General features: G+C 72.0%; 15 protein-coding genes. 9 read left to right on the top strand and 6 right to left on the bottom strand.

The features are described from left to right. Positions 1–4: 4 nt before the first annotated feature. The 5 genes from H537_RS0107280 to H537_RS0107260 all read right to left on the bottom strand — a co-directional run bounded on the left by H537_RS0107280 (position 5) and on the right by H537_RS0107260 (position 4,536). The gene (locus H537_RS0107280; protein WP_028997376.1) at positions 5–892 is read right to left on the bottom strand and encodes a LysR substrate-binding domain-containing protein; all 888 of its coding nucleotides are present in this window, start codon (positions 890–892) and stop codon (positions 5–7) included. Between the two features lie 95 nt (positions 893–987). Continuing rightward, complete coding sequence (locus tag H537_RS0107275) at positions 988–2,184, bottom strand: FIST signal transduction protein (RefSeq protein WP_028997375.1); 1,197 nt, start codon at positions 2,182–2,184, stop codon at positions 988–990. Positions 2,185–2,344: 160 nt separating this feature from the next. Continuing rightward, on the bottom strand, positions 2,345–3,001 hold the full coding sequence (locus H537_RS0107270) for a PhaM family polyhydroxyalkanoate granule multifunctional regulatory protein (protein WP_028997374.1): 657 nt from the start codon (positions 2,999–3,001) through the stop codon (positions 2,345–2,347). 94 nt (positions 3,002–3,095) lie between these two features. Further along, positions 3,096–3,581, bottom strand: coding sequence for a retropepsin-like aspartic protease family protein (locus H537_RS41680; protein ID WP_051242090.1), 486 nt, complete (start codon positions 3,579–3,581; stop codon positions 3,096–3,098). Positions 3,582–3,591: 10 nt separating this feature from the next. Then, complete coding sequence (locus H537_RS0107260; RefSeq protein WP_028997373.1) at positions 3,592–4,536, bottom strand: fumarylacetoacetate hydrolase family protein; 945 nt, start codon at positions 4,534–4,536, stop codon at positions 3,592–3,594. A 29-nt stretch (positions 4,537–4,565) separates the two neighbouring features. On the opposite strand from H537_RS0107260, the gene H537_RS0107255 reads away from it, so the two are divergent. From H537_RS0107255 to H537_RS56475, 7 genes are all read left to right on the top strand, one after another. Then, a complete protein-coding gene (locus H537_RS0107255; protein WP_028997372.1) occupies positions 4,566–5,723 on the top strand; it encodes a DUF3108 domain-containing protein in 1,158 nt (385 codons plus the stop codon). A 75-nt stretch (positions 5,724–5,798) separates the two neighbouring features. Next, the gene (locus tag H537_RS0107250; RefSeq protein WP_028997371.1) at positions 5,799–6,065 is read left to right on the top strand and encodes a BTH_I0359 family protein; all 267 of its coding nucleotides are present in this window, start codon (positions 5,799–5,801) and stop codon (positions 6,063–6,065) included. A 178-nt stretch (positions 6,066–6,243) separates the two neighbouring features. Then, positions 6,244–8,559 (top strand): ATP-binding protein, encoded by a 2,316-nt coding sequence (locus H537_RS0107245; protein WP_028997370.1) that lies wholly within the window; start codon positions 6,244–6,246, stop codon positions 8,557–8,559. 163 nt (positions 8,560–8,722) lie between these two features. Beyond that, on the top strand, positions 8,723–9,856 hold the full coding sequence (locus H537_RS52435) for a hypothetical protein (protein ID WP_028997369.1): 1,134 nt from the start codon (positions 8,723–8,725) through the stop codon (positions 9,854–9,856). 267 nt (positions 9,857–10,123) lie between these two features. Further along, the gene (locus tag H537_RS0107235) at positions 10,124–11,176 is read left to right on the top strand and encodes a homocysteine S-methyltransferase family protein (RefSeq protein ID WP_028997368.1); all 1,053 of its coding nucleotides are present in this window, start codon (positions 10,124–10,126) and stop codon (positions 11,174–11,176) included. A 108-nt stretch (positions 11,177–11,284) separates the two neighbouring features. Next, positions 11,285–14,008, top strand: coding sequence for a methionine synthase (gene metH / locus H537_RS0107230; protein WP_028997367.1), 2,724 nt, complete (start codon positions 11,285–11,287; stop codon positions 14,006–14,008). Positions 14,009–14,184: 176 nt separating this feature from the next. Next, positions 14,185–14,940, top strand: a complete 756-nt coding sequence (locus tag H537_RS56475; protein ID WP_051242088.1) for an outer membrane lipoprotein — start codon at positions 14,185–14,187, stop codon at positions 14,938–14,940. A 77-nt stretch (positions 14,941–15,017) separates the two neighbouring features. Here H537_RS56475 and H537_RS0107220 read toward each other — a convergent pair whose 3' ends face one another. Further along, positions 15,018–16,541 carry a YifB family Mg chelatase-like AAA ATPase gene (locus tag H537_RS0107220; RefSeq protein WP_028997366.1) on the bottom strand — a complete coding sequence of 508 codons (1,524 nt, stop codon included), beginning with the start codon at positions 16,539–16,541 and terminating at the stop codon, positions 15,018–15,020. A 222-nt stretch (positions 16,542–16,763) separates the two neighbouring features. Between H537_RS0107220 and H537_RS0107215 the strand changes: the two genes are divergently transcribed. Together H537_RS0107215 and H537_RS0107210 are read left to right on the top strand one after the other, a co-directional pair. Beyond that, on the top strand, positions 16,764–17,513 hold the full coding sequence (locus H537_RS0107215) for a TorF family putative porin (protein WP_043458347.1): 750 nt from the start codon (positions 16,764–16,766) through the stop codon (positions 17,511–17,513). Positions 17,514–17,525: 12 nt separating this feature from the next. Beyond that, the gene (locus H537_RS0107210; protein ID WP_028997364.1) at positions 17,526–17,864 is read left to right on the top strand and encodes a P-II family nitrogen regulator; all 339 of its coding nucleotides are present in this window, start codon (positions 17,526–17,528) and stop codon (positions 17,862–17,864) included. Positions 17,865–17,877: the final 13 nt, after the last annotated feature.

Raw genomic sequence — 17,877 nt, 5'->3', positions numbered from 1 at the left:
AGGGTCAAGCCAGGATCAGCTTGAGCCACTCGGCGAAGGCGGCGCACTCCCAGCGCTCCAGCGTGCCGGGCTTCCAGCACAGGAAATGGTGGTGCGGCGAGGACACGGTGCGGGCGGACAGGCGCACCAGGCGGCCGTTGTCGAGCCAGGTCTGCGCCAGGCGCAGCCGCGCCAGCGCCACGCCGAAGCCCGCGGCGGCGGCATCGAGCATCAGCCCCACGTCGTTGAACTGCGCGCCGCCGCTGCGCGGCTCGGGCAGGGCGATGCCGCAGGCGCGGAACCACGTGCCCCAGGGCTCCAGCGGGCTGCGGATGAGCCGCGCGCGCGACACCACCTCGGCGGTGTCAAAGCCGTCGAAGGGGCCGGCCTCGTTGAGGTACTCGGGGCTGCACACGGGGCAGGCCACGTCGCGCAGCACGCACACCTGCTCCACGTCGGCCCAGGGGCCGGTGCCGTAGCGGATCTCGAAGTCCGCCTCCTCGGCCTTCACGTTCAGCAGCGGGATGGCCACCTGCATGATCAGCTCCACCTCGGGGTAGGCATGGCGGAACAGCGCCAGCTTGGGCAGCAGGATCTCGCGCGAGAAGGTGGGCGTGACCGCCAGGCGCAGCCGCACCGGCGCGCCGGTGCGCGCGGCGCTGCCGGGCAGCTGCTGCAGCGCCAGCAGCCCCTGGCGCACGTGCGCGAGGTAGGCCGCACCGTCGGCGCTGAGGGTGAAGTCGTTGCGGGCGAAGAGCTTCACGCCCAGCTGCGATTCGAGCTGGCGCATGCGGTGGCTCACCGCGCTGGGCGTGACGCTGAGCTCCTCGGCCGCCAGCGTCACGCTGCGCAGCCGCGCCAGCGCCTCGAAGCTCAGCAGGCAGTGGATGGGCGGGATGCGCGGGGGCGTCATGGGTCGTTATCTCCGTTCGTCCTGAGCGGGTCGAAGCGCCTGCAGCCCGGTCGCACGACCGGGCTTCGACAGGCTCGGACCGAACGGCAAACCCATCAGGGTTCTGCCGTGAACACGGTCAGCACCCCCGTGTAGCCGTAGAGGTGGTGGTGGCCGATCTCGCCGCTGGCGAAGAAGCCCGCCAGGGGCACGTCGCCCAGGGCGTGCTGCACGATCTGCAGCTCGGCCGAGGGCGCGCCGAAGTGCGCCCCGCCGCGCCCGGCGCAGCTGATGTAGATGGCCCCGGCGATGCGCGAGGCGGCGGCCAGCTCCGCGCCGCCGGCGCCCGGCGCCGCGGGCGCCTCGATGCCGGCCTCGATCTCCTCGCGGATCTCGGCGCAGATGCGCACCAGGTCGCGCCGCGCGGCCACGGCGTCGCGGTGGCAGAAGGCGATCTGCTGCCCCACCTCCACCGCCTCGGCCAGCGCCACGCCGCGGCGCCCGGGCTCCAGGCCGATGAGGTGGCGCACGCGCGTGTTCTCGCCGAACTGGCCGCCGCGGGTGAGCGTGTCCTCGCGCGCGTCGCTCACGCCCGCGAGCGTGGAGCGCAGCCGCGGCAGCGCCACCGTGGGCTGCGACAGGTCCACGCCGGTGTCGGCCAGCAGTGCGTCCAGCGCCGGCTCGCCGTCGAGCTCCAGCACCAGGTGCTCGTTGGCCGCGGTCACGCGCCGCACCGGGCCCACCGGCGTGCAGCCCTGCGTCACGCGCGAGATCAGCCCCACCTGCTGCGTGAAGGCCACGCCCGAGAGCCCGCCGCGGAACACGCCCTCGGCCACCTGCAGCGCCTGCGAGCGCGCCGAGGCCAGGCCGCCGAAGAGGTAGCCCGAGTCCGTGCGCTCGCTCATCTCGGCCACGAGCTCGGGCAGCTCCGGCGTGGCGGGGTCGGCGTGTACCAGCGCGGTGTGCGCGGCCAGGGACAGCGGGTTCGTGCCGGAGAAGACCTGGAAGCTGCCCGCGGGCAGCCGCGCCAGCATCAGCACCAGCGCGGGCTCGTCGAAGTACTCCACGCCGTTGCCGCAGATGCCCACGCCCGTGCCGCCGACCCAGGCCACGCCGGGCCAGTCGTGGTGCAAGGCCTGCAGCAGTTCCTCCGCCTGCGCGGCGTAGAGGTCGCTGAAGTAGACGAAGCCGAGGTCGGCGCCCCCGCTGCGCTGGCGCTGCGAGGCCCGCTGCGCGCGCAGCTGCGCGTTGGCGAGCTCCAGGGCGTAGCGCCAGTCGGGATGCGTGGCGTGGGCGTGCAGGAAAGTGTCCATGGTTCAGTGTGTGGGCGCGTGCCCAGCGCTGTCATGCGGCGACACGGCCGCCGCGCTGCCACGGCGGCCATGCATGCCCGCCGCGCGGGCAAACCGGGCGCCAGGGGCGCGGCGCCATGCCGTACTCGCGGGCCGTGCAAGCCGCGGGCCGCGCCGGCGCTTACTTGGTGCTGCGCTTGCGCGCCGCGGTCTTGGCCGCGGGCGCCTCGGAGGTTTCGGGGGTGTCGGCGGGCGCTTCGGCGCCCTGGCCTTCGGGCGCCTTCTTGGCGGCGGTGGCCTGCGCCATCGAGCTCGCCAGCGTGGCGCGCGCGGCCTCGGCGGCGGCGGCGCCGTCCTGCATCGCCTGCGCGGCGAGCTGGCCGAACTGCTGCGTCAGCGCGCTCCACCACTGCATCGGGTCCACGGCACCGGCGGCCGGCTTGTCACCGGACGCGCTGGGCGCCGGGGCCGCTGCCGGCGGCTTGGCTGCGGCGGCGGGGGCCGGCGCGGGAGCGGGCGCCGCCGCGGGCGGGTCGGGCAGGCGGATCTTGAGCGCGTCGCGCAGGTCGCCCATCTTCACGTTCATGGTCTTGAGCGTGGTCAGCGTCATGCGCTGCACCTCCAGCGCCTGGATGGTGGCGCCGAGCATGCGGGCGTTCTGCTCCAGCCAGAACTGCACCGTGCGCAGCTCGTTGATGCGCTTCTCCAGCTCCTCCGGGTTGAGCGTGGGCGCCACCCACTGCCCCATGGGCGGCATGGCGGCGTTGGCGCCGCCCATGAGCTTTTGCAGGAAGTCGAATCCGGGAACGAGCTTGGCGAAATCGGGCTGGTCGGCCATTTGTCTGTCTCCAACGACGTGCGGCCGATTGTGCCTGCGGCCCATGCGGCGCCCGGGCGGATCAGGTTGCCGCTGCAACCGGCGCGCCGGCCGCTCAGCGCCCGTCCAGCTCGATGCGCAGCACGCCCTGGCGCTGCTGCCAGTGCAGCCGGCCCAGCACGTCCATGCCCAGCAGCGGGCGGTCGCCCAGGCCGGGCAGCGCGGCCACGCGCAGGCGCTGCACGCGCACGCCGCCGTCCAGCGTCACGTCGGCCAGCACCAGCGTGCCCATGACCTCGCCGCCGGCGGTCTGGGTGCGGATCTGCCCGACCTCGGGCAGGCCCAGCCGGCGCGCCAGTGCCAGCGGCATCGCGCTGCCGGTGGCGCCGGTGTCCACCAGGAAGTCCACCGCCTCGCCGTCGATGCGCCCGGGCCAGTGGTAGTGGCCGTCCGCCCCGCGCTGCAGCTCCACCACGCCGGACTGCACGCTGAAGCGCGTGCGCCGCTCCTGCGACTGCCACCACTGCACGCCCAGGAACAGCGCGGCGCCGATCAGCAACCAGACGGTGGCGAACTTCAGCGTGCGGGGAAAGTCGTTCATGCGTTGCCCATCATCCTCGCCCAATGGCCACCGACTGTTCGATGGCGCCCAAGGGCAAGAGTCCGCGCTCGTCCAGCAGTTCCAGCCGCAGCTGGTCGCCGTGGCGCAGGAAGCCCTCGCGCAGGGCCTGGACGCCTTCACTCGCCTCGTGCGCGCGCAGCGCCTGCAGGCTGAAGGCCACTTCGGGCAGGGCCGACTGCGCCGCGCAGCCCACGACGCTGCCGGCCTGCAGCATGCGCGTGTGCGCCAGCCGCGCCAGGGGCTGGCCGAAGTGCCAGGGCAGCGCCGCGGCGGCGTCGCAGCGCGCCAGGCGGCGCTGGTTCCAGGTCCACTGCAGCTCGGCGCGCACGCGGCCGCCCTCCCAGGCCAGGTTCAGCTCGTCGGGCGTGACCGCCACCGGGCCGAAGGCAGGCGCGGGGCTGAAGCCGGCGTCGGCGCCGTCCAGGGCGCGCAGCCGCCAGCGGCACATCAGTGTCAGCAGCCGCACGCCTTCGAGCGCCTGGGGCGCAGGCGTGCCCGCGGCGATGTCGCCGCTGATGACAGCCAGGCCCGGTTCGGCGTCGATGTCCCAGCCGTCGCTGGCGAACTCGGCCACGTCGCGCGAACCCAGCAGCGCGTCGCCGGCGGCCACTTCCAGGCGCAGCGGCAGCGGCGCGTCCGGATCGTCCGCGGCGTCGCCGGCCTCGTGGCGCGCCGCCGTGGCCCAGGCCACCTGGAAGGCGCGCGGCAGGGGCGCGGCGCACAGGCGCGGGTCGAAGTCGAAGGCGTGGCGCACCTGGCCACGGTTGAGGGCCTCGTAGAGCTGCTGCAGCTGCGGCGCGAGGAAATTCCAGTCATCGAGCACCTGCTGCAGGCGCGTGGCGATGCCGGTCGCAAAATGGGCGCGCGCGAGGTCGCGCGAGACCACGACGAGCTGGCCGTCGCGCGAACCGTCCTTGTAGGTCGCCAGTTTCATAACCCTTGTCACCGTTGCAGAACTCGCCATTGTCGGGGCCGCGCCGTCGGCGCCTGCGCCGCCGGGTGGCCGGTCTGCTCACGGTGGCAGCGGTCACGGCGCTGCATGCCTGGCTGCTGCTGGGCCGCGGCGAAGACGCCGAACCCCCGCCCGATCCCGCCGCCAGCGTGGCGGTGCAGCTGCAGGCGCTGCCGCCGCGGCCGGCCGCACCCCCGCCGGCGCCCGCGCCGGTGAAGCCCGTCGCGCGGCCCGCGCCCAAGGCGGCGCGCGAGGCCGCGGCCGAGAAGCCGGCCGCGCCGGTTGTTGCCGAGGCGGCGTCGGCCGTGGCCCAGGCCGAGGCGTCTTCGGCGCCCGACGTGGCGGCCTCGGAGCCTCACGAAGTGGCCCTGGCGCTGCCGGCCGCTGCGTCGGAGGCGCAGAGTGCCGCCGCGGCTTCCGAGCCGCTGCCCGGTGCGACGGCCGAGGCGGCGCCGGAAGCGGCTTCCGCCGTCGCGGGCGCGGCCTCGGCGGTGCAGGGCGCGCTGCCGCCGCTGCCGGTGTACGCCACGGCGCTGCCGCCGCCGCTGCTGCGCCGCTACCGGTTGGAGCGCGGCTTGCTGTGGGGCACCGGCGAGCTGCGTTGGCGGCCCGGGGCCGGGCAGTACGAGGCCTCGCTCACCGGCGAGGTGGCGGGCATCAACGTGCTGGACTGGCGCAGCACCGGCGCGCTGGACGGCGCGGGCATCGCGCCCGAGCGCTACCTGGTGCGCCGGCGCGGTCGCGAGGCGCAGGCGGCGAACTTCCAGCGCGAGGACGGCAAGATCACCTATTCCGGCCCGACCACCGAGTTCCCGCTGCCCGCGGGCGCACAGGACCGGCTGAGCGTGCTGCTGCAGATCCCGGCCATCGTCGCGGCCGATCCGCAGCGCTTCGGCGCCGGTGAGCGCATCCAGCTCTTCGTCACCGGCGCGCGCGGCGATGCCGACGCGTGGACCTTCGTCGTCGAGGGCGAGCAGACGGTGGCCGGCCCGGCGGGCGAGGTGCGCTCGCTCAAGCTCTCGCGCCAGCCGCGCAAGAAGTACGACACCCGGGTCGAAATCTGGCTCGATCCGGCCCGGCACCACCTGCCGGTACGGGCCCGGCTGTCGGCCGCGGGCGGGGGCGATGCGTTGGAAATGGTGCTGGAGTCCGAGGAGCGAGAGCCCTGAGCGCGAGAGAAACACGCATCGACGGGCTTGAAACTTGCCGGATACCTCCCAACTGCCGCCTCAGGAGGATTGAAGATGCTCATGCTCTACAACTCGGACAGCTTCGCGGTGCTGCAGTTCGACCTGCCGGCCGCTGAAGACAGTGCTCCGGCGGTGCACCGCGGCGGCTACGAGATCGTCGACAAGTTCGCCCGCAAGGAGATTTTCCTGGAGGGTGCGCTGGCCCAGCGCTTTCGCGAGGGCGTGGACCACCTGGTGGAGACCGAACCCACCGAGGAAGCGCTCGACGAGTTCATTGCCGGCTACACGCAGCTGGCGCAGCAGCCGGTGTCGCTGCATTGAGATTGCGGGCGGTTCCTTTTCCCGCCACGTCCTCCGGGCCCGCCGCGTGCGGGCCCGGTTCTTTTTCATGGGCCGCGCGGCGCGTGGCTTTGGCCTTCAAGTCCGCAGGGCTTGCTGGTGTGCAGGGGCTGCGACAAGATCGCGCGCACTTTGGACCACAACAGCACGAGGATCGCCGGTGAGAAGTCGAACCGATGCGCGCCTGCTGCCCTCGCCGGGGCTGACCGAGGCCCCGGTGCTCGATCTGATGTGCTCGCAATTCGTGCTGGCCTTGACGATGAAGCAGGCCGGGCGCTTCAACCTGCGGCGCGACTGGAGCAGCCTGCTGTCGCTCGTGGGCCGCCACCTGGTGTGGCCGGTGCCGGTGCTGGGGCGCTTGCGCCAGTTCCTGGAGCGGCGCTGCCGCGACAACGAACTCTGGCGCGGGCACGAGGCGCTGGCCGATGTCGCGTTCCTGCAACGCCACGGCTGCTGGCGCGGCCCGTACGAGGAAGGCACGCTCTTCTTCTACATCGACGAGTACATCAAGGACGCCCCGAAGGACCTGCTGGCCGTGATCGGCGCCACCGCCGAGTGGCTGGAGCGCAGCCTGAAGAAGCAGCAGACGCGGGTGCAGCAGAACATCGACGCCCTGGCCGGGCTGCTGCAGCTCAACCCCGCCGAGCGCGCGCTGCTGCTGTACGGGACGCTCGCGCGCTACCAGCGCGACCTGCGCGGGCTGCTGGTGGAGTTCAAGGTCTCCAGCGCCCAGGAGGCGCACGCGGCCATCGCGGCGGTGGCCGGCGTCAACGAGCAGGAGGTGGCCGAGGCACTGCGCGCGGGCTCGCGCCTGGAGCGCATCGGCATGGTCGAGAACCTCATCTCCGAGCACAACATCACCGACCTGGCCGACCTCATGAAGGTCAGCGAGCAGCTGCCGCCGGTGCTCATGCGCGAGTACCGCGAGCCCAGCGAGCTGATGGCCGTGTTCACGCGCCCGGCGCGGCGCACCGAGCTCACGGCCGCGGACTTCGCCTTCGTGGGCGACGACGTGGCCATGCTCACCGCGCTGCTGAAGAACGCGGTGGCGCAGCGCGAGCCCGGCGTGAACGTGCTGATGTACGGGCCGCCGGGCACCGGCAAGACCGAGCTGGCCAAGGTGGTGGCGCAGGCCGCGGGGCTGGAGCTCTACGAGGTCGAGTACGCCGACCGCGACGGCAACTCGCTCTCGGGCCGTGACCGCTACCGCTCGCTGCAGATCAGCCAGGTCTTCCTCAAGGGCAGCGGCCACGTGGCGCTGCTCTTCGACGAGGTGGAGGACGTCTTCCCGCCCATCTCCACCGACACCGCGCAGCTCATGGCGCGGCTGGACAGCGGCGACGCGCCGCTGTCGGGCAGCGTCAGCGGCAAGGCCTGGGTCAACCAGATCCTGGAGACCAACCCGGTGCCGGTGCTGTGGGTGACGAACCGCATCGAGCAGATCGACCCGGCCTTCCGCCGCCGCTTCCAGTACCACCTGGAGCTGAAGTCGCCGCCGCCCGGAGCGCGCGAAGGGCTGGTGGCGCGGGCGCTGGAAGGGGCCACCGTCAGCCCCGGCTTCGTGGCGCGGCTGGCCGAGCGGCGCAGCCTGACACCGGCGCAGATCCGCACTGCGGTGCGCTTCGCGCGGCTGGCCGCCAGCGAGGCGGCGGGCATCGAGGCGCTGATCGAGCGCCAGCTGGTCAACGCCGACCGGGCGCTGGGCCAGAGCGCGGGCAGCCGCGCGCGCGTGAGCGTCACGCGCTACGCGCTGGAGCTGCTGAACGTGGAGTGCCGCTTCGAGCTGCCGCGCATCGTGGAGGCGCTGCGCCGGCGCGGCCACGGCACGCTGTGCCTGCACGGCGTGCCCGGCAGCGGCAAGACCGCGCTGGCCGAGCACCTGGCGCAGGAGCTGGGCCGCCCGCTGATGATCCGCCAGGCCAGCGACCTCATGAGCAAGTTCGTGGGCGAGACCGAGGCCAACATGGCGCGCATGTTCGAGGAAGCGCAGTCCGAGGGCGCGGTGCTGCTGCTGGACGAGGCCGACAGCTTCCTGCGCAGCCGCCGCATGGCCGAGCGCACCTACGAGGTCAGCGAGGTCAACCAGATGCTGCAGGGCATGGAGCGCTTCGCCGGCATCTTCATCTGCACCACGAACCTGTTCGACGACCTCGACGAGGCGGCCCTGCGGCGCTTCACCTTCAAGATCCGCTTCCACCCGCTGCGCCCCGAGCAGCGCGTGCGCATGTTCGTGAACGAGGCGCTGGACGGTGACGCCGAGCGCCTGACCGGGGAGCAGCGCCAGCGCCTGGCGCAGCTGGACCTGCTCACGCCGGGCGACTTCGCGGCGGTGCGGCGCCAGGTGGAGCTGCTGGGCCAGGCCTTCGAGCCCGACGAGTTCCTGAGCCAGCTCGAAAGCGAGCACCGCGTGAAGCCCGAGGCGCGCCAGCGCCGGGGCATCGGCTTCACGCCCACCGGCTTGCCGGGCAAGCACTAGCGCCAGCCGGCGTTGCTTTTGTCACGACTGGCGGCCCGGCCCGCAGGCCGGGCCGGGCCTGGGCTCGCCTAGCATCGCGGCCCAGCGCACGTATCAAAATGAAACAAGGTGGCCGGTGCGCGCCTTGGGCCGCCTTCCCATTCCAAGAAAAACGGGAGGACGAATGAAGCTCTTCGTGCAGCGAAGCGGCTGGGTGGCCGGCGCCGTGGCCTGGATGCTGGCGTGCATGGGTGCCGGCGGGAGCTTGCCGGAGCCGGCGGCGCAGGGCACGGCAGGTGCCGCGGCCCAGCCCGCTCACGCCGGCTGTCCCGGCCTGCGCTCGGGCCGCTACCGCGTGGTGGATCCGAACGTGGACGACGCGGGCAGCACGGTGCTGCAGGTGGACGCCGCTGCGCTGCGCGCCACGTTGCCGGGCGGCACGGAGCCGCTGCCACTGACCGACACCGGCGCCTGCAGCTTCAGCTTCCCGCACGCCCAAGGCAGCAGCCGGATGCTGGTGTCGTCGGCGGGCCTGGGCCTGTTGCTGCGCCACCGCGCCGGCAGTGCGGCGAAGCCCCACGCCGACATCAGCATGCTGGTGCCCGAGCAGGCGCTGCCCTTGTCCGAGCTGGCCGGCACCTGGAACCGGCTGTCGTACGCGCGCGAGGGAAAGAACGCGCCGCTGCAGGCCGCGCTGGACAGCTTCAGCGTGGGCAGCGACGGCGCGGTGAGCATCACCCGGGAGTGCAAGGGCCTGGTCTGCGCGGTGCCCTCCGCCGCGGCGCCGCTCAGGTTCGCCAGCCACCCCGACGGGGGCTTCACGCTTGGCGGCGGCGGCGGCGGCGGCGGCGGCGGCGGCGGCGGCGGCGTGCCGGCCCGGGTCTTCGCCTTCAAGACGGCGAGCGGCCAGGTGCTGATGGTGGAACGCCTGCCGGGCCACCGGGGCCTGGCGGTGGCGGCGCGGCAGCAGGCGCTGGCGATCCCGAAGGTCGGTGCCGGCAGCCGGTTCTGGGAGCTGTTCGTGAATCCCCAGGGCGTTTCCAGCGAGATCGAAAGCCCCGAGATCACCGTCACGGCCACCGACCCGGCCGCCGGCACCGTCACCCGGCGCCGCACGGCCGACGGCCGCCTGGACACCCAGGTCTACAACCAGCCGCTGCCCGGCATGCGTTACCGGACGGCCGACAACTGCAGCGTCAACGGCGCACCGAGTCCCTGCGACGGCAGCCTGAGCATGACGCTGCCCGGCGCCGGGATGACGGTCTACGTCGGGCTGGAGTCGAAGCCGTTCCTGGCGGTGGCGATCGTCCAGCCCTGAGGGCGGGCGTGGCCGGGCGTGCCGTTTTGTGGTGGCCGGTTGCGGTGGCGAGGAGGCCGCCAAGGGGAGCGCGGTGGTGCGCGAAACCGGGATGGCCCTGGAGGCCGAAGGAGCGGCCGCGGGCCTGACGATCCCCGGCACGGCGTGTCCATCGCCAAGCCCTGAAGCCGAGTGAAGCCCTGAGTCAGCGCAGGACTTGACAGCCGCCCCCGGCCGGCGCATGCCGCCGCGCCTGGGATGCCATCGCTCGCTTCCTACAATGCCAGGATGAACGCACCGAAATACACCCGGGGCGCCGCGCTGGCGGCGCTTCTGCCGCAGCGCATCGTCATCATCGACGGCGCCATGGGCACGATGATCCAGCGCTTCAAGCTCACGGAAGCCGATTACCGGGGCGAGCGCTTCAAGGACCATCCCAAGGACCTCAAGGGCAACAACGAGCTGCTGCAGTTCACGCGGCCCGACGTCATTCGCAACATCCACGAGCAGTATCTGGCCGCAGGCGCGGACATCATCGAGACCAACACCTTCGGGGCCACCTCGATCGCCCAGGAGGACTACGACCTGGCCCCGCTGGCGCGCGAGATGAACGTGGCCGCCGCGCGCATCGCCCGCGAAGCCGCCGACAAGTTCTCCACGCCGGAGAAGCCGCGCTTCGTGGCCGGCGCCGTCGGCCCCACGCCGCGCACGGCCAGCATCAGCCCCGACGTCAACGACCCCGGCGCACGCAACGTCAGCTTCGACCAGCTGCGCGCCGCGTACCGCGAGCAGGCCGAGGGGCTGCTCGAAGGCGGCGCGGACCTGTTCCTGGTCGAGACCATCTTCGACACGCTCAACGCCAAGGCGGCGCTGTTCGCGCTGGACGAGCTGATGGAGGACACGGGCGAGCGGCTGCCGGTGGTGATCTCCGGCACCGTCACCGACGCCTCAGGGCGCATCCTCTCCGGCCAGACCGTGGAGGCCTTCTGGCACTCGGTGCGGCATGCCAAGCCCATCGCCATCGGGCTGAACTGCGCGCTGGGCGCCACGCTGATGCGGCCCTACATCGAGGAGCTGGCCAAGATCGCGGGCGACACGGCCATCAGCTGCTATCCCAACGCCGGGCTGCCCAACCCGATGAGCGACACCGGCTTCGACGAGACGCCCGAGGTCACGGCCGGGCTGATGGAGGACTTCGCCAAGAGCGGCTTCCTCAACATCGTGGGCGGCTGCTGCGGCACCACGCCCGACCACATCGCCGCCATCGCGCGCAAGGTCAGCGCCTACCGCCCGCGCAGCAAGGCCGACCCGCTGTTCACCTCCCTGGTCGAAACCGCCTGATTCATTCCCCGTTCGGGCTGGGCTTGTCGAAGCCCTCTGTGGCACAGCCGGGCTGCAGACCGCATCGACCAAGCTCAGGGCGAACGGGCAACTTGTGAGCACCTCGCCATGAGCGAAACCAACTTCAACGTGCCGCCGATGCGGCTGTCGGGCCTGGAGCCCGTGACCATCGGCCAGGGGCACCTCTTCGTCAACATCGGCGAGCGCACCAACGTCACCGGCTCCAAGGCCTTCGCCCGCATGATCTTGGCCGGCCAGTTCGAGCAGGCGCTGGCCGTGGCGCGCCAGCAGGTGGAGAACGGGGCGCAGATCATCGACGTGAACATGGACGAGGCGATGCTGGACAGCCAGGCCGCCATGGTCCGCTTCCTCAACCTCATCGCCTCCGACCCCGAGATCGCGCGCGTGCCGATCATGATCGACAGCTCCAAGTGGAGCGTGATCGAGGCGGGGCTGCAGTGCATCCAGGGCAAGGGCATCGTCAACTCGATCTCGATGAAAGAGGGCGAGGCCGAGTTCAAGCGCCAGGCGCGGCTGATCAAGCGCTACGGCGCCGCCGCGGTGGTGATGGCCTTCGACGAGAAGGGCCAGGCCGATACCTACCAGCGCAAGATCGAGATCTGCGAGCGGGCCTACCGCGTCCTGGTCGATGAAGTTGGGTTCCCGCCCGAGGACATCGTCTTCGACCCCAACATCTTCGCCATCGCCACGGGCATCGAGGAACACGACAACTACGCCGTGGACTTCATCGAGGCCACGCGCTGGATCAAGCGCAACCTGCCCGGCGCCAAGGTCTCGGGCGGCGTCTCCAACGTCTCCTTCAGCTTCCGCGGCAACGAGCCGGTGCGCGAGGCGATCCACACCGTGTTCCTCTACCACGCCATCCAGGCGGGCATGGACATGGGCATCGTCAACGCCGGCATGGTCGGCGTGTACGACCAGCTTGACGCCGAGCTGCGCGAGCGCGTGGAGGACGTGGTGCTCAACCGCCGCCCGGACGCGACAGAGCGGCTGCTGGCCATCGCCGACCAGGTGCGCGGCCTGGCCAAGGACGATAGCGCCCGCCTGGCCTGGCGCGCGCTGCCGGTGCGCGAGCGCCTGGCGCACGCGCTGGTACAGGGCATCAACGAGTTCATCGACGCCGACACCGAGGAGGTCTGGCAGCTCATCCGCGCCGAGGGCGGGCGCCCGCTGCACGTGATCGAAGGCCCGCTGATGGCCGGCATGAACGTGGTGGGCGACCTGTTCGGGCAGGGCAAGATGTTCCTGCCGCAGGTGGTGAAGTCCGCCCGCGTCATGAAGCAGGCCGTGGCGCACCTGCTGCCCTACATCGAGGCGGAGAAGCAGGCGCTGATCGACGCCGGCGGCGAGGTGAAGTCCAAGGGCCGCATCGTTATCGCCACCGTCAAGGGCGACGTGCACGACATCGGCAAGAACATCGTCAGCGTCGTGCTGCAGTGCAACAACTTCGAGGTCGTGAACATGGGCGTGATGGTCCCGTGCCAGGACATCCTCGCCAAGGCGAAGGAAGAGGGCGCGGACATCATCGGCCTGTCGGGGCTGATCACGCCCAGCCTGGAGGAGATGCAGCACGTGGCCGCCGAGATGCAGCGCGACGCGCATTTCCGCGACAAGAAGACGCCGCTGCTCATCGGCGGCGCCACCACCAGCCGCGTGCACACGGCGGTGAAGATCTCGCCGCACTACGAGGGCCCGGTGGTGTACGTGCCCGATGCCTCGCGCAGCGTGGGCGTGTGCTCGGAGCTGCTGAGCGACGAGCGCGCGGCGAAGTACATCGCCGAGCTGGAGGCCGACTACGTCAAGGTGCGCGAGCAGCACGCCAACAAGAAGGCCACGCCGCTGGTGAGCCTGGAGGCGGCGCGCGCCAACCCCACGCCCATCGACTGGGCCGCCTACGAGCCGGCGGTGCCGAAGTTCATCGGCAAGCGCGTGTTCCGCAACCAGGACCTGTCGGAGCTGGTGGCCTGCATCGACTGGACGCCCTTCTTCCAGACCTGGGACCTGGCCGGGCGCTATCCGGCGATCCTGCAGGACCCGGTGGTGGGCGAGGCCGCCACGCGCGTGTTCGAGGACGCGCAGCGCATGCTGCAGCGCCTGGTGGAAGGGCGCTGGCTGCAGGCGCACGGCGTCATCGGCCTGTACCCGGCCAACGCCGTGGGCGACGACATCGCCTTCTATGCCGACGAGGGGCGCGGCGAGCCGGTGATGACTTGGCACGGGCTGCGCATGCAGTCGGAGCGGCCGGTGATCGACGGCGTGAAGCGCCCGAACCGCTGCCTGTCGGACTTCGTGGCGCCGCGCGGCGCGAAGGCCGACTACGCCGGCATGTTCGCCGTGAGCGTGCAGGGCGTGGAGAAGAAGGAGGCGGAGTTCCTGGCCGCACACGACGACTACTCCGCAATCATGCTCAAGGCCCTGGCGGACCGGCTGGCCGAGGCCTTCGCCGAGCGGCTGCACCAGCGCGTGCGCACCGAGCTCTGGGGCTACGCCTCGGACGAGGCGCTCTCCAACGAAGATCTGATCGCCGAGAAGTACCGCGGCATCCGCCCGGCGCCGGGCTACCCGGCCTGCCCGGACCACCTCCCGAAGCGCGACCTGTTCCGCGTGCTGGACGCGCCGGCCATCGGCATGGGGCTTACCGAGAGCCTGGCCATGACGCCGGCTTCCAGCGTCAGCGGCTTCTACATTGGCCACCCGCAGGCGGCGTACTTCAACGTCGGCAAGATCGGGGACGATCAGCTCGCCGACTGGGCCGCGCGCAACGGCCTGGACGAGACCGCCGCGCGCCGCGCGCTGGCACCGCTGCTCTGATCCCGGGGCGCGGCCTGCGAGCCGCCCTCCGGTCCTGACACGACGCCCGGCACCGCCCGGGCGTTTGTATTTGGTTGCAGTTCCGCCGCTGCCGCTGTCTGCCGAGGGGCGTTCCCGATCGTTGCCTAGGCAGGGATCGCCCTTCGGCGGTCTGGATTCCAAGAGCAATGCAAGGCATGAACGACATGACGACGGCGCGCCCGGCTTCGGCGCTGCGCTCCCCCGTGGCCCTGGTGGGTGGTGCCGCGCTGGTGGCGGCGCTGGGCCTGGGCGGCGGCTGGATGCTGCGCGGCCAGGCCTCCGCGCCGGCCGCGGCGCCCGTGGCCGCGGCGACGCAGGCCCCGGCGGGCGGCGAGTCGTCAGCCGGCGCTCCGGTGCTGGCCGCGCAGGCTCCGGCCGCGAACGTGAATCGCCTGGCGCCCCCCGACACGCCGGCCGACGAGGTACAGAGCCCGCCCCCCCGGCCGGCGCCCGTGCAGCACGCACCGGCCCCGGCGCCGCAGCCCGCGCACCGCAGCGTCGCGCGCGCGCCGGCGCCCGCTCCCGCTCCAGCACCCGTGGCGCAGCCGCAACCGGTGGCCCAGCCGGTGGCGCAGGCGCCGGTGTGCCGCAGCTGCGGCGTGGTGGAGTCGGTGCAGACCATCCGCCAGGAAGGGCCGGCGCAGGGCATCGGCGCGGTGGCGGGCGGCGTGCTCGGCGGCGTGCTGGGCAACCAGGTGGGCGGCGGCAACGGCCGCAAGGTGGCGACGGTGCTGGGCGCGGTAGGTGGCGGCTTCGCCGGCCACGAGATCGAGAAGCGCGTGCGCTCGGAGACGGTGTACGAGGTGCGCGTGCGCATGGACGACGGCAGCGTGCGCCGGGTCACGCAATCCCACCCTGTCGCCGCGGGCACGCGCGTGGTGGAGGAGGGCGGCACGCTGCGCGCGCAGTGAGGCTTCTGCGGGCCCGGTGATGGGCTCCTGAACGGCCGGCGCTCCAGGACCTGGAGCGGCCGGCCGTTTTCGTTGGCTCAGCCGGGCAGGGCGCGGCGGTACTGCAGCGCCTCGGCCACGTGGGCCACGCCGGGCTGGTCCTCGCCGGCGAGGTCGGCGATGGTGCGCGCCACCTTCAGCGCCCGGTGCAGGCTGCGGCCGGACCAGCCCAGCCGCGTGGCGGCCTGCTCGATGAGGCGCAGCGCGGCGGCCTCCGGGCGCACGTGCTGGTCCAGCCCGGCGGCGTCGAGGTTGGCGTTGGGCTGGCCCTGGCGCGCCAGGGCGCGCTCGCGTGCCGCGGCCACGCGCTGCGCCACCACGGCGCTGGGCTCGCCCTCGGCCGCGGCCAGCATCTCGGCGGGCTTGACGGCGGGCACTTCGAGCTGGAGGTCGATGCGGTCCAGCAGCGGGCCGGAGAGCCGTCCCTGGTAGCGCTGGATGGCCTGCGCCGTGCAGCGGCAGGGCCGGCCGGTGGCGGCGAAGGCGCCCAGCCAGCCGCAGGGGCAGGGGTTCATGGCGGCCACGAGCTGGAAGCGCGCCGGGTAGCTGGCCTGGCGCCCAGCGCGCGAGAGCGTGATGCGCCCGCTCTCCAGCGGCTCGCGCAGCGCCTCCAGCGCCATGCGCGGGAACTCCGGCAACTCGTCGAGGAACAGCACGCCGCCATGGGCGAGCGAGATCTCGCCCGGCTTGGGCGGCGAGCCCCCGCCCACCAGCGCCACCGCGCTGGCCGAGTGGTGCGGCGTGCGCACCGGTCGCAGTCCCCAGTGCGCGACGTTGAAGCCGCTGCTGGAGAGTCCCTGCAGCGCGGCGCTGGCCAGCGCCTCGTCCTCGGCCATGGGCGGCAGCAGCGCCGCGAGCCGGTGTGCCAGCATCGACTTGCCGCTGCCCGGGCTGCCCACCATCAGCAGCGAATGGCCGCCGGCGGCCGTGATCTCCAACACGCGCTTGGCGGCGCTTTGGCCGCGCACCTCGCGCAGGTCGGGCAGCGCGGCCGGGGCCGGCTGCGGCAGGGCCTGCGCGCGCGGCAGCGGCACAGCGGCGTCGCCCGGCCGCAGCGCGGCCACCACCTGCAGCAGGTGCGTGGCGCGGCGCACGTCCACGCCCTGCACCAGCGCGGCCTGCTCGGCGCTCTCGGCGGGCAGCACCAGCGTGCGCGTGCTGCCCGCGCGGCGCAGCGCCAGGGCCAGCGCGACGGCGCCGCGCACCGGGCGCAGCTCGCCGGCCAACGACAGCTCGCCCGCGAACTCGAAGCGGCCGAGCGCCGCCATGTCGAGCTCGCCCGCGGCGGCCAGGATGCCCAGCGCGATGGGCAGGTCGAAGCGCCCGGACTCCTTGGGCAGGTCCGCCGGTGCCAAGTTCACCGTGATGCGCTTGTTGTGCGGAAAGGGCAGGCCGCTGTGTCCCAGCGCCGCGCGCACCCGCTCGCGCGCCTCCTTGACCTCGGTGTCGGCCAGGCCCACCAGCGTGAAGCTGGGCAGCCCGTTGGCCAGATGCACTTCCACGCGCACTTCAGGCGCTTCCAGGGCGTCCAGCGCCCGACTGCACAGCACGGCCAGCGACATCCGCGTCCTCCCGTGGGGTCCCGTCGTCAGGCCATTGTGGAGAACTGTGACTTACTTGTAACGCCCCGTGTGAAGGCGCACCAAAGCAGGGATTGGACGCCGTTTTCACCAGCCTGGTGCACCGCAGCTTGATGCCGCGGAGGAATGCACCCGGGAAAGTCCAGATTCGTGCTGGCACGGAAGGTGCAGTTTTAGGTAGGCACCTATCAATCCGGAGCGTTCATGATCAAAAAAGCCTTCCTTGCCGTCGCGACCCTTGCTTCGCTGAGCAGCCTGCCGGCCCAAGCCGACGTGAGCTTCAACGTGGGCGCAGTGACCGACTACCGCTATCGCGGCATCTCGCAGAGCCGCCTGGATCCGGCGCTGCAGGGCGGGGCGGATTGGGTGCAGAGCGCCGATGGCGGCTTCTATGTCGGTACCTGGGCCTCGACCATCAAGTGGATTAAGGACGCCGGTGCGGAGAAGGGCAGCGTCGAGGTCGACGTCTACGGCGGCTACAAAGGCTCGATCATGGAAGGCCTGGGCTACGACGTGGGCCTGCTGCAGTACTGGTATCCGCGCAACAAGCTGGGCAACGTCACCGGCCTCAAGAACGCCAACACGACCGAGCTCTACGGCGCGATGACCTACGGTCCCGTGACGGCCAAGTACTCGCACGCGCTGACGAACACCTTCGGCAACCCGGACAGCAAGAACAGCTTCTATTTCGACCTGTCGGGCAGCTTCGAGATCACCGACGGCTACATGCTGGTGCCGCACGTGGGCTACCAGAAGATCAAGGGTCCCAATGACGACCTGGGCTCCTACACCGACTACTCGCTGGGCGTTTCCAAGGACTTCAGCGGCTTCGTGGTGAGCGCCACTTTCGTGGGTACGAATGCCGATAAGGCCTTCTACGTCACCCCGGCGTCCGACGGCTCCAAGTTCACGGGTAAGAATGCGCTCGTGGTCGGAGTCAAGTACACCTTTTGAAAGGAATCAGCCATGAAGATGGTCACAGCAATCGTCAAGCCCTTCAAGCTCGACGAGGTGCGTGAAGCGCTGAGCGCCATTGGCGTGCAGGGCATCACGGTTACAGAAGTCAAGGGCTTCGGCCGCCAGAAGGGCCACACCGAGCTCTACCGCGGCGCGGAGTACGTGGTGGACTTCCTGCCCAAGGTCAAGATCGAAGCCGCGGTGGACGACGAGGTCGTCGAGCGCGTGATCGAAGCCATCGAAGGCTCGGCCCGGACCGGAAAGATCGGCGACGGGAAGATCTTCGTGTGTCCGCTGGAGCAGGTGGTGCGCATCCGCACCGGCGAAACCGGCCCCGACGCGCTCTGACGCGGCAGTCCGA

It is taken from the genome of Azohydromonas australica DSM 1124 (genome assembly GCF_000430725.1).
Lineage (GTDB): Bacteria > Pseudomonadota > Gammaproteobacteria > Burkholderiales > Burkholderiaceae_C > Azohydromonas > Azohydromonas australica.
This window is presented reverse-complemented; position numbering and strand designations above follow the sequence as displayed.